General features: G+C 38.5%; 10 protein-coding genes. 5 read left to right on the top strand and 5 right to left on the bottom strand.

The window, feature by feature from the left end; translation table 11 throughout:
• Positions 1-58 precede the first annotated feature (58 nt).
• From BM097_RS01360 to holA, 3 genes are all read left to right on the top strand, one after another.
• Positions 59-946 (top strand): radical SAM protein, encoded by an 888-nt coding sequence (locus BM097_RS01360; protein WP_090545358.1) that lies wholly within the window; start codon positions 59-61, stop codon positions 944-946.
• 86 nt (positions 947-1,032) lie between these two features.
• The gene (locus BM097_RS01355; RefSeq protein ID WP_242944631.1) at positions 1,033-1,545 is read left to right on the top strand and encodes a hypothetical protein; all 513 of its coding nucleotides are present in this window, start codon (positions 1,033-1,035) and stop codon (positions 1,543-1,545) included.
• Positions 1,546-1,601: 56 nt separating this feature from the next.
• On the top strand, positions 1,602-2,585 hold the full coding sequence (holA, locus tag BM097_RS01350) for a DNA polymerase III subunit delta (protein ID WP_090545151.1): 984 nt from the start codon (positions 1,602-1,604) through the stop codon (positions 2,583-2,585).
• Between the two features lie 3 nt (positions 2,586-2,588).
• Here the strand turns inward: holA and BM097_RS01345 are convergent, their stop codons facing one another.
• Together BM097_RS01345 and BM097_RS01340 are read right to left on the bottom strand one after the other, a co-directional pair.
• Complete coding sequence (locus BM097_RS01345) at positions 2,589-3,584, bottom strand: aldose epimerase family protein (protein ID WP_090545149.1); 996 nt, start codon at positions 3,582-3,584, stop codon at positions 2,589-2,591.
• A gap of 139 nt (positions 3,585-3,723) precedes the next feature.
• Complete coding sequence (locus BM097_RS01340) at positions 3,724-4,578, bottom strand: AraC family transcriptional regulator (protein WP_090545147.1); 855 nt, start codon at positions 4,576-4,578, stop codon at positions 3,724-3,726.
• 145 nt (positions 4,579-4,723) lie between these two features.
• On the opposite strand from BM097_RS01340, the gene BM097_RS01335 reads away from it, so the two are divergent.
• Together BM097_RS01335 and BM097_RS01330 are read left to right on the top strand one after the other, a co-directional pair.
• Positions 4,724-8,008, top strand: coding sequence for a DUF5107 domain-containing protein (locus BM097_RS01335; protein WP_090545145.1), 3,285 nt, complete (start codon positions 4,724-4,726; stop codon positions 8,006-8,008).
• Between the two features lie 81 nt (positions 8,009-8,089).
• Positions 8,090-8,821: a PilZ domain-containing protein gene (locus BM097_RS01330; RefSeq protein WP_090545143.1), complete on the top strand. Its 732-nt coding sequence runs from the start codon at positions 8,090-8,092 to the stop codon at positions 8,819-8,821.
• Positions 8,822-8,915: 94 nt separating this feature from the next.
• Here the strand turns inward: BM097_RS01330 and rpsT are convergent, their stop codons facing one another.
• The 3 genes from rpsT to lepA form a co-directional block, all read right to left on the bottom strand.
• On the bottom strand, positions 8,916-9,179 hold the full coding sequence (gene rpsT / locus BM097_RS01325) for a 30S ribosomal protein S20 (protein WP_090545141.1): 264 nt from the start codon (positions 9,177-9,179) through the stop codon (positions 8,916-8,918).
• A gap of 132 nt (positions 9,180-9,311) precedes the next feature.
• A complete protein-coding gene (hemW, locus tag BM097_RS01320) occupies positions 9,312-10,511 on the bottom strand; it encodes a radical SAM family heme chaperone HemW (protein ID WP_090545139.1) in 1,200 nt (399 codons plus the stop codon).
• Between the two features lies 1 nt (position 10,512).
• Entirely contained in the window at positions 10,513-12,318 is a 1,806-nt protein-coding gene (gene lepA, locus BM097_RS01315) for a translation elongation factor 4 (RefSeq protein WP_090545137.1), read from the bottom strand.
• Between the last annotated feature and the right edge of the window lie 80 nt (positions 12,319-12,398).

Raw genomic sequence — 12,398 nt, 5'->3', positions numbered from 1 at the left:
GGCTTCCCCCTATGGGGGAAGCTGTCACCAAAGGTGACTGATGAGGGTATAAATGGAAATGTTTAACGCATGTATATTATGTCCAAGAAACTGTGGTGTAGACAGAACCACCACTCTTGGCATATGTCAGGTCTCAAACAAGGTGAAGATAGCTAGAGCGGCTTTACACTTTTGGGAAGAGCCATGCATTTCTGGTACTAATGGCAGTGGGGCTGTATTCTTTTCAGGATGCAGCCTTCACTGCGTTTTTTGTCAGAATGAAAAAATCAGTCATGGCCAGGTTGGAAAAGAAGTTACTGTAGATAAGCTAGCCGAAATATATCTTGATTTACAAAAACAGGGCGCAAATAACATAAATCTTGTTACAGGAACTCACTACATTCCACAGATTGTTGAATCGGTAAAAATAGCTAGAGAAAAAGGGCTTGAAATACCTATCATTTATAATACAAGTGGTTATGAGAAGGCAGAAAGTCTAAAGCAGCTAGAAGGTATCGTAAATGCGTATCTGCCAGATTTTAAATACATGGATTCTAGCCTTGCAGCAAAATACTCCCATGCGCCAGATTATCCAGAGATTGCAAAAGAAGCCATAGCTGAAATGGTAAGACAGTGTGGCACACCTGTATTTGATGAAAAAGGCTTTATAAAGTCCGGTGTGATTGTTCGCCAATTATTACTTCCAGGGCATGTAAAGGATGCTAAAGCTATCATTAAATATCTATATGAAACCTACAGTGATAATATCTACATCAGCATGATGAGCCAGTACACACCAATGCCTCAAATTGCTGCAAATTATCCTGAATTAAATCGCCGAGTCACAAAGCGTGAATATGATAGCCTAATTGATTACGCGCTGTCTATCGGGGTAGAAAACGCCTTTATTCAGGATAGGAAGGTTGCAAAAGAAAGCTTTATTCCTGAGTTTAATAACGAATTGTAAATTATCAAATTAATTTAGCGTTCATAGTTATTTCGTAATTAGGTGATAATATAAACATATATAGGCACAGGTTTTAGGAGGTGCTTATGGAAGGAATTGGTATCACTAATCTGAACATTGGTTATAATAGTGGCTTTACTCCAAAGCCGCTTAGTTCCTTAGGCCGAGAAATAATTGCAAATGGTGGTACAGAGGCACAGGCTACTAAATATACTAATCGTAGAGAGGCAATTCATGCTGGATTAGTAGAATGTGCTACTTGCGCCAGCCGAAAATATCAGGATGGTTCTGATGAGCAGGTCTCCTTCAAATCTGCCGCTCATATTGCTCCACAGGCGGCTGCATCAAGAGTCCGTGGCCACGAGCAGGAGCACGTTAATAATGCCTATGATAAGGCTGAAAAATCTGGTGGTAAGGTATTGCAGGCGTCAGTTTCAATACATACAGCTGTATGCCCAGAATGTGGTAAAACCTACGTAGCCGGCGGAACAACTGCTACCAAAATTGCATATCCTAATGAAGATAATCCATATCAGAAGAATCGAAAAGAGGCTGACGGGGATTTGCTGGCAGGCATGAATTTTGACGCAGAAGTCTAACTATTTCTTAAAAAAATTCACTATTAGTTCGTTTAATATATGCTATACTTTTACCTATGAGACGTATAGATGAAGACATAGCAAAAGGACAATTTCAAAATTTATATTTGATTTATGGAGAGGAAGATTATCTTAAGCTTCAGTACAAGAATAAGCTTATAGCGGCCCTTGTGAATGAAGGAGATAATATGAATTTCTCTAAATATCAGGATAGTGGTATCAATACAGCACAGATTATAGATCAGGCTGAGACGATGCCTTTTTTTGCTGAACACAGAGTTATTCTTATTGAAAACAGCGGCTTTGGTAAAAAGATGCCAGAGGATTTAGGCTCTTATTTATCTTCAATCCCAGAGTTTACCGTGCTCATATTTGTAGAGCCATCTGCAGATAAAAGAGGTAAGCTATACAAGGCTGCAAAGGCTTGTGGCCGTGACATCGAGATTAATATGCCAAATGAGGCAGTTCTTGCAAAATGGGTGGGAGCACAGCTTAACGCGGCTGGAAAGCAGATGAAAAAGGATGCCTGGACTCAGTTTTTAAATATGACCCACGAATCTATGGACAATATGTCCAGGGAGCTTGAAAAGCTAATCACTTATGTGGGAGAACGGAATCAAATCACTTTAGAGGACGTTAATGCAATATGCATTGCCAAGGTTGAAACAAAGATTTTTGACATGCTTAATGCCATTTCTGCCAAGGACATGGTGAAAACAATGGATTTGTATCAGGACATGCTTTCAGCAAAAGAGCCTCCTATGCGAATACTTACTATGATTGTGCGCCAGTTTAGGCAGATGAAGGTGGTAAAGGAGCTTTCAGGCTTTGGAAATAATGCCTCTACAATTGCTAGCAGAGTAGGCATGCCAGATTTTGCTGTAAGGCGAACTATTCAACTCGCGGGAAATTTCTCCGATAAAGAAATTACAAACCTTCTTAACGATGCGTCAGATTTCGAGGAGCAGTTTAAAACAGGTAGGCTTGATGAAAAGCTTGCTGTAGAATTAATTATTATGAAATATGCTGCAAAGAAATAATCACTACAATGTAAAGCTGTAGGTGATATTTCTTTTAAAGGGCTTATCTTCGGTGGTCAGGGTAGTCCTTGTAAATGGATATAGCTCCTGTGGTTCTAGGGCAATTGCACAGGCTTTAGCTGAAACCTTTCCATTATACATTTCTGCATATTCGTCGAGATAATCACCAGTGTATACCATAATTGCGGGAGCATCTGTTGAAAGGCTTATGTGTAGTGGAATATTTGCGTATTCTAAAGTTACGTCGGCCTGAGTCTTGTCTTTAAGTAGGAATGCATTGTTTAATATATCATCAGCTCCAACTGAATATTGGTCTGTATTATCAATAGAGATGACTTCTGCTGGAATGCAGTCATCTCTATTTTTTATATAAGTATTCGTATTTACGGTAAGAGAAAGTGAATTTCTCAACCAATAAGTGTGATTGGTTAGGTTGATATATGAGGTCATATCAGTAGTACCATTAAGAAGTATTTCAAGAATTCCAGTTTCGTATATACGATATATAACAGAGTAGCTTCTGTTTCCAGGCCAACCGTCTATTCCATCTACCTGATGGCAAATGAAAGCTATGCTAAGTGAATCGTCAGCAAGTCTATCAACACCTTCAAATCCCCAATTAACGTCAGAGATTTTATGCTTGCCACCATGGATTTGTTTAGTACCATCTTCATTAGCAGGTATATATACTGAAATTGAGTCATTGTCATCGGATAAAGTGATGTTTTTATTGGCTTCAAGTCGGCCTGCATTTGGACCAATAGTGAGCCCTGCCAATGATGGATTGTGGCAAGATTCGAAAATGTCATCATAGCTTAAGGTTAGCAGTTTGTTTATGCTGTTTTCATTATCTATATAGGAAATTCTCCTAATGCCGGCACCAATAGAAAAGAATTCTATTTCCAAAAATTTGCTTTCGCCTAGTGGCAATGTTGTTAGAACACTGGTTATTTCCCCAACATTGTATTTTTCATAGGTATGTATTTTATATGAAATCATTTTATTCTCCCATCACATTGTTAATAATTACTAAAATTATGTACTAAAAGCAATTTAAATCGAATTAGAAGAAGTCCTACAGAGGACTCAAAATAATTTTAAAAGAAATGAATAGTTGCCACATTAGCTGGCAACTATTTTAATTGTTGGAAATATGATTGCTTCTGAATTCACCAGGCGATTGATTAGCTTTTTTCTTAAATGCAGTGCAAAAAGCACTTTCACTACTGAACCCTAATTTGAAGCATATATCCTTTATGGATAGCTGAGAAGTCGTTAGCAGATATTTAGCATGATTAATGCGTGTTGTAAGTATGTAGTCATGAGGAGAAAATCCAGTTTCCCTTTTGAATAGTCGTGAAAAATAAAAAGGACTTAGGTTAGCTTTAGCAGCGAGCTCCTCTAAGGACAGTTCGCTTGATAAATTATCCATGATATAAGAAACAATATCCTCAATAGTATCACTTGAATTTGAAGGTCCTTCTGAATCCTCTCTTGAAACTATTAGCTCTGTCATTAGATTGACTATCCAGTTATTCATCACAGCATCATTTATTGGCTCTGAATTTTTAAATGCGGTATACATTTTTGAAAGATATTTTTCAAATCGATAGGTGGCGGAAAGGCTTATAACTACATTTTTGTCCTGCGTGATTGTTTCGTAGTAGACTCTGGCAAGAGGCCCATCGAAATGAAACCACTCAGTCTCCCAACTATCATTGGATTCATAGGAATGAGGCTTGTAGCAATCTAAGAATATTACTTGATTTTCACAGGCAGTAAAGGTTTGTCCTAACGTATTTACGATACATGATCCCTGTTTAACAAAAATGCATAAGAAGCTATCAAAGGATTCGCGGTAAATCCTGTAGCCTTTTTCATATTTAAAATGACCAATTATAGTGGGATATAGGAAAAGATTTCTAGCTACCGAGCTTGGTGTATAGATATAATAATCTGATCTTGGATTGATTTTCTTTTCAGTTGTAAACATAATCTCCCCCTGATTATTAGAGCAAATTTTAAAAATAAATAAGCAAGCTGATGTAATGAATATCAAGAAAATCGCTTATATAATTATATTAATAAATGAAAAATGAAAAGGCAAGAATATTAAACTTTAATATCAGTGGGAGGTTATAATGGAAGTAAGCATTTGGGAAGAAAAAATGGTGATTCCGACCTACGAGGTGGGAAATCCTGATAAAAATCCGATGTTTCTTGAAAAGAGAGTGTACCAGGGAAGTACAGGTAAAATATATCCATATCCAACCACTCAGGAAATTAGTCGAACTAAGACTGATCATGAGTGGAAGGTAATCTGGCTTGAAAATGAATATATAAAGGTTATGATTTTGCCTGAGCTTGGTGGACGTATACAAAGGGCGTATGACAAAACAGACGATTATGATTTTGTCTACTATAATAAGGTCATTAAGCCTGCTCTTGTAGGTCTTACTGGCCCTTGGATTTCAGGAGGAATCGAATTTAATTGGCCACAGCATCATCGTCCTACTACTTATAGTCCTGTGGATTATAAGCTTGTAGAAAACAGCGATGGAAGTAAATCTTTGATTATTTCAGATGTGGATCAGATTAATGGTACAAAGGAGAATACTACCTTCACTTTGTATCCTGGAAAGGCTTATATTGAGATTAGAGGTCAACTTTACAATAGAACTGCCATGCCACAGACTTTTCTTTGGTGGGCAAACCCGGCAGTTTCTGTAAATGATTACACTCAGTCTATTTTCCCACCTGATGTTCACAATGTGTACGATCATGGCAAGAGAGCTGTTAGCAGATTTCCTATTGCCACAGGAGAGTACTATAAATATGATTACAGCGACGGTGTAGACATTTCACGCTACAAGAATATTCCTGTGCCTACATCTTATATGGCTGAAAAATCTGATTATAATTTCGTAGGCGGGTACGATTACAAGAAGGAAGCAGGATTGTTACATGTTGCAGATCATCATATATCGCCTGGAAAGAAACAATGGACGTGGGGGTGCGGTAGCTTTGGTCAGGCTTGGGATAGAAATTTGACAGATGAGGATGGCCCTTATATTGAGCTGATGACAGGTATGTACTGTGATAATCAGCCTGATTTTTCGTGGTTATCTCCTCAGGAGGAAAAGGTATTCTATCAGTATTTTATGCCTTACAAAAAGGTGGGACAGGTAAAGAATGCAAGCATTCATGCTGTATTAAATACTGAAGAACGTCCTGATGGACTTTATGTTTGTGTATATGGTACACAGGTTTATGAAAATGCCAAGATTACGATATATGATGATAGAAAGGAAATCTATTCAGAAGATATGAAGATTGGTCCATGCGATATTTTTGAAAAGACAATTCCTATAAAAGATATTCGTATATACGATATTAAGACGACAGTTTCAGCTGGTGGAAAAGAGCTTGTAAGCTATCAGGCTATTGACCAGGGAATTCCAGAAATTGCCGAACCAGCAAAGGCAGCAAAGGATCCAGATGAGATATTAACAAACGAGGAATTATATCTGACAGGACAGCATATTGAACAATATAGGCATGCTACCTACTTGCCTGATCCATACTATTTAGAGGGCTTAAAGCGCGATAAATATGACACTAGAATAAATAATGCATACGGTCAGCTTCTGCTTCGCAGGGGACTGTTTAAGGAGTCTGAGAAGTATTTTAATACTGCTCTTGAACGTTTAACGCTGATGCATCCTAATCCTTATGATAGCGAGCCATACTATAATCTTGGATTATCTCTATTCTTCCAGGAAAAGTATGAAGAGGCTTTTGATGCATTTTATAAGGCTTCATGGAAGAGCGAGCTTCAGGAAATGGCATTCTATTATTTGGCGGCTATCGCAAACCGTAGGGGCGATTTCGAGGAAGCCTTGGCTCTTATAGATAAAGGTCTTGTAAAGAATGCTCATAATGTAAAGGCTTTGGGACTGAAGGCCTGCATTTTATACGGTATGGGAAGAAATGATGATGCACTTGCTCAGATTGAGGACAACCTAATAATCGATTGCTTTGATTTTAACAGTCTGTTTATAAGATGCCATATTACAAAGAATAAAAAAGACCAGGATGTGTTCCATATTATTACTAGAGAGTTTCATGAAACATATCTTCAGACAGCGAGGGATTTTGCTGAATGGGGTTGCTATGATTTGGCTTGTTCAGTCCTTAAAATCTTTTCTGGTGAAAAGCCAATGATTCACTATTACATGGCATATTATTTAAATAAGCAAAATAAAGAGGATGATGCAAGGGTGGAGCTTGCACTGGCTGAAAAGGCCAATCCAACATATACATTTCCAAATAAGCTTGAAGAAATTGCTATTTTGGATAATGCTATTTTACTTAATCCACAGGGTTCAAAGGCCTACTATTACCTAGGATGTCTCTATTATGACAAGCTACAGTATGACAAGGCTATCTTATTATGGGAGAAATCGGTGGAGCTTGATGGAACATATCCAACTGCACTTCGAAACCTCTCAATTGCCTACTTTAACAAGTTGGGTGAGAAGGAGCTGGCTCTAAAGTGTCTTGAAAAAGCATTTTCACTTGATACAGGAGATGCCCGTGTTTTCATGGAGCTAGACCAGTTGTATCAAAAGCTTCAGACCAGCTTTGATAAGCGACTTGAATTCTACGAAGGACATATTGAGCTCATTGAAAAAAGAGATGATTTGTACACTGAATACGTCACATTATTAAATAACTGCGGTGAGTACTTAAAAGCTTATGAAATGATAACTCGCCATAATTTTCAAACATGGGAAGGTGCCGAAGGAAAGATTACCTCACAGTTCAAGTTTGCACTTGTGGGCCTTGCTCTTTCTGATATGAAAAAGGAAAAATATTCTGAAGCAAAGCAGACGATAGAAGAAGCCCTTTCTTATCCTGAAAATTTAGGTGAAGGACGTTTGGAGGGTACGAAGGATAATAATCTATACTATTATTTAGGAATGGCCTTAGAAGCTTTAGGGGAGGCGGACAAAGCTGCTGATTGTTTTGAAAAAGCAACTCTTGGTGCAATGGAGGTGGCTGGAATGATGTATTATTACGACCAGCCGGCAGATATGATTCTATTTCAAGGTCTTGCAAAGTTGAAACAAAATAAAGTCAAAGAGGCTAATTCCAGATTTTACAAGCTGATTGATTATGGTGAAAAGCACCTAAGAGATAAATTCAAAATGGATTATTTTGCAGTTTCAATGCCTGATATGACTGTATTTGATGATGATATGGACGAAAAAAATATGGCGCATTGTTACTATCTTATGGGATTAGGTTATTTGGGCCTCAGGGATAAGAGAAAGGCTATTGAATATTTCAAAAAAGTACTTTCGCTAAATGTTAATCATCAAAATGCACGCCACTATCTATTATTAGCTGAGGGTGAATAATAACTATAAGCAGGATACCTATAATATAATTTTGTCATCTATTACGAAGAAATTATGTGAAATTTTTGTTATAATTAAGGCATGGAAAATAAAAAGAGATTACAAAAAATACACATAGTCAGAATAACAAAAGATGATACCATATCTATTCTTGCCACTGTTAATGACAGGTTACTGGAGCTACCTCTTACTTACGCGGAATTAACAGTTGGCGAGAAAGAGGAATTGATTGATAGATATGGTGCGCAGGTACTGGCTGTTGGCAACATCCTTAAAATGTGGCAGGACAAGATTAACGAGATTCACGTCAAGGGCAAGATTTCTAAGCTGGATTTGATAGATGTAAACCCTTATGGTGTATTTAAATGGGATAATGTTAAAATCAACAAATGTGTTTTGAAAACAGGAAAACTTATCTATGTTATCACACCTAAGAGTTCGGAGGGAGCTCGATATAATAGAAGACGTGGCGTTCGCATTAAGATTGATAAGCCTATGACGGTGGAACAAAATGAGAAGTTCTACACTGTAATTGTTAAGGATATTTCTTATTGTGGTGTTGCCATTGAGGAGCTTGGCGTTTCTAAGCTGGATACTAAACAAGAATTTATACTTCATTTTTCAGAAACAGATTTAGACGGTAATGATAAGCCGGTTGGTGAATTCTGGGGCAGGGTAAAAACTCAGAAGAATAATGAAAATGGGAGTGTAGTTAGTGGCTGCGTTTTTTCGGCAGACCATGCTTCATTTTTACAAAAATATATAGCTACTAAACAGATAGAAAGGATGAAGATAGCACAAAACAAGGCGTAGATTTATGCTAACAATTTTATTGTTGTGTCGCATGACGTCATAATAAACAAAAAAAGCATCGGCTGACGGGACCGATGCTTTTTATTATATCGTATTAAGCAAGCTTGTTAACGAGCTTTGAAAGACGAGATACCTTACGGCTAACAGTGTTATCATGATAAACACCCTTTGAACCAGCCATCTCGATAACCTTAATAGCAGCCTTGAGCTCTGACTCAGCTACAGCCTTGTCACCAGACTCTACAGCAGCCTCAACACGCTTAACGTATGTCTTAACCTCTGATCTGATTGCCTTATTACGCTCTGTTCTGATAGCTGCTACCTGAACACGCTTCTTAGCAGATTTGATATTTGCCATGTGTTGCTACACCTCCAATTTGTATAAAAATAATGTTTCAAATTCAAATACGTTGTAGCCGGACACGGACAGTTCAACGCATACTCAAATATAATAGATAATAGATGTGATTTTGTCAAGTGTAAATAAGGATTAATCTAATAAAAATTTAGATAACACCTGGTTACTCACATCTATGCCTATATCAGTTAAAAACAGTCTGCCTTCTTTGGCATCCATAAAGCCTTGATTACGAAGGGCAGTGATTACTGGACCGTAAATTGCTTCAATATCAAGCCCGAACATCTGATAAAAATCAGCTCGTGCAATTCCATCAATCTTTCTAAGGCCCAAAAACATAAATTCAGCCATTGCATCCTTTTTGGATAAAGCTTCTTCAGATTCATAGTAAGGAGAGGACAGTGTGGAATCAAGAGTTTGGCCCTTTTCTATAGCCTCTGAGGTCTCTATATATTTATAAATATCTCGAACATTGCTAGTGCGCACATTGTCAAAGAGAGAAGCTGCACCAAGCCCTAAACCAAGATATGGTACTCTATCCCAATAGCCTACGTTATGGCGGCAAATTTTACCGTTTCTGGCGTAATTGGATATTTCATAGCGCTTGTAGCCTTTGGCCTCTAAAAAGTCCATTGTGTGCTTGTATAAGCGGTAGGATTCTTCATCTGTAGGTAAATCCTCTGTTTCCATACCAGCCTGCTGCTTAACAGCATCAAATTTATATTTCTCATAAAACGGAGTACCCTTTTCAATGATGAGAGAATAGGCTGAAATATGTTCAGGACGAAGCATTGTTACGGCGTTAAGGGTGCGCTCTAACTTTTCGATGGTTTGGTGTGGCAGGCCTGTCATAATGTCTACATTTACATTGTTAAAGCCAGCTTTTCTAACTAAATCAAAGGTATGTAGGAATCGATTATAGTCATGTATTCGCCCTAGTTCCTTTAATTCATCATCATTTGCAGATTGAAGCCCGATGGATAATCGATTGATACCAATGCTTCTGTATACATTAAGCTTTTCAGAAGAAAGGGTACCAGGATTGCATTCAACGGAAATCTCTGCGAGAGGATCTAATTTAAAGCATTTTTTAACAGTAGTAATAATAGCATCCATTAAATCCTCAGAAAGCCAGGAAGGAGTGCCGCCGCCTACATAGATGGTTTTAACCAGACAACCTGGGTGGGTGTTTGCTACGTATTTTATTTCAGCGCACAAAGCAGCAGTGTAACGCCGCTGCATTTTTTCATCAAAAACTCCTGAAAGGAAATCACAATATAAGCATTTTTTGACACAAAATGGTATGTGAATATAAAGTTCAACTTCAGTCATTTTAATCCTCGTCAAGCTTGAGAACGCTCATGAAGGCTGCCTGTGGAATTTCTACATTACCAACCTGACGCATTCTCTTTTTACCTTCCTTCTGCTTTTCAAGAAGCTTCTTCTTACGGGAAATATCACCACCGTAACATTTAGCAAGGACATCCTTTCTCATGGCTTTAACAGTTTCACGGGCAATAACCTTTGAACCGATTGCAGCCTGGATAGGAATCTCAAATAAGTGGCGTGGAATTTCATCCTTAAGCTTTTCACACATCTTTCGGCCTCTATCATAAGCTGTGCCAGAGAAGACGATGAAGGAAAGCGCATCAACCTCTTCTTTATTAATAAGGATATCAAGCTTAACAAGGTCTGACTTCATATAGCCCTTCATTTCGTAATCGAAGCTTGCGTATCCACGTGAACGGCTCTTAAGAGCATCAAAGAAATCGTAGATGATTTCGTTAAGTGGAAGAGTGTACTTAAGTACAGCACGTGTCTCTTCAATATATTCCATGCTGATGTATTGACCACGACGCTCCTGGCAAAGGTCCATAATTGCGCCGATGTAATCGCTGGTAACCATGATTTCAGCTTCAACGATTGGCTCTTCCATGTAGTCAATCTCTGATGGGTCAGGAAGATTGCTTGGGTTAGTAAGCTCAATCATTGTGCCATCTGTTTTGTATACTCTGTAAACAACTGATGGAGCAGTTGTAACTAAGTCAAGATTGTATTCGCGCTCCAGACGCTCCTGGATAATTTCCAAATGTAATAATCCAAGGAAACCACATCTAAAACCAAAACCAAGTGCTATAGATGTTTCTGGCTCGAAGTGAAGAGCAGCATCATTAAGCTGAAGCTTTTCAAGGGCATCTCTAAGGTCTGGATATTTAGCTCCATCTGCAGGATAAAGTCCGCAGTAAACCATAGGATTAACCTTTTTATAGCCAGGAAGTGGCTCGGCAGCTGGCTTGTTCGCATGTGTGATAGTATCACCTACACGAGTATCACGTACATTTTTGATGGAAGCTGTCATGTAGCCTACCATACCAGCAGGAAGCTCGTCACAAGGAATGAACTGGCCGGCACCAAAATATCCAACCTCAACTACGTCGAACTGAGCGCCAGTAGCCATCATCTTAACGCTGTCCCCAACCTTAAGTGTACCTTCCTTAACTCTGCAAAATACGATAACACCCTTATATGAATCATAAAGGGAATCGAAGACAAGAGCCTGAAGTGGAGCCTTAGGGTCTCCCTTAGGAGCTGGAAGCTGATGTACGATTGCCTCTAAAACGTCATGGATATTAAGACCTGTTTTGGCAGAGATGCGTGGTGCATCCTGCGCTTCAAGGCCAATTACATCCTCGATTTCTTCTACAACACGGTCAGGGTCTGCTGATGGTAAATCTATCTTATTAATAACTGGAATAACATCAAGGTCATGATCCAGTGCAAGATATACATTAGCAAGTGTCTGAGCCTCGATACCCTGAGCTGCATCTACAACAAGAATAGCTCCATCGCAGGCAGCAAGTGAACGAGAAACTTCATAATTAAAGTCAACATGACCAGGAGTATCAATAAGATTGAAGATGTATTCATTTCCATCATCAGCCTTGTAGATGATACGAACGGCCTGAGACTTGATAGTGATACCACGCTCACGCTCAAGCTCCATGTTATCAAGAACCTGGGCCTGCATCTCACGGTCTGTGAGAGTGCCAGTCATCTGGATGATTCTATCGGCGAGTGTAGATTTGCCGTGATCGATATGTGCAACTATGCAAAAATTTCTAATTTTACTTTGATCCATTTTTCACCTCTAAGAATTTCTTATCATATATTATCAAAGACCTTGAAAAATAACAATTGTTAACCATGATTACTTATTAA

The organism is Pseudobutyrivibrio sp. OR37 (assembly GCF_900113655.1).
Lineage (GTDB): Bacteria > Bacillota > Clostridia > Lachnospirales > Lachnospiraceae > Pseudobutyrivibrio.
This window is presented reverse-complemented; position numbering and strand designations above follow the sequence as displayed.

What these genes read in the sequence shown, in the direction of transcription:
- lepA (WP_090545137.1), bottom strand. Translation starts at nt 12,318, where the DNA reads ATGGATCAAAGTAAAATTAGAAATTTTTGCATAGTTGCACATATCGAT.
- rpsT (WP_090545141.1), bottom strand. Translation starts at nt 9,179, where the DNA reads ATGGCAAATATCAAATCTGCTAAGAAGCGTGTTCAGGTAGCAGCTATC.
- BM097_RS01330 (WP_090545143.1), top strand. Translation starts at nt 8,090, where the DNA reads ATGGAAAATAAAAAGAGATTACAAAAAATACACATAGTCAGAATAACA.
- holA (WP_090545151.1), top strand. Translation starts at nt 1,602, where the DNA reads ATGAGACGTATAGATGAAGACATAGCAAAAGGACAATTTCAAAATTTA.
- BM097_RS01340 (WP_090545147.1), bottom strand. Translation starts at nt 4,578, where the DNA reads ATGTTTACAACTGAAAAGAAAATCAATCCAAGATCAGATTATTATATC.
- BM097_RS01360 (WP_090545358.1), top strand. Translation starts at nt 59, where the DNA reads ATGTTTAACGCATGTATATTATGTCCAAGAAACTGTGGTGTAGACAGA.
- BM097_RS01355 (WP_242944631.1), top strand. Translation starts at nt 1,033, where the DNA reads ATGGAAGGAATTGGTATCACTAATCTGAACATTGGTTATAATAGTGGC.
- hemW (WP_090545139.1), bottom strand. Translation starts at nt 10,511, where the DNA reads ATGACTGAAGTTGAACTTTATATTCACATACCATTTTGTGTCAAAAAA.
- BM097_RS01345 (WP_090545149.1), bottom strand. Translation starts at nt 3,584, where the DNA reads ATGATTTCATATAAAATACATACCTATGAAAAATACAATGTTGGGGAA.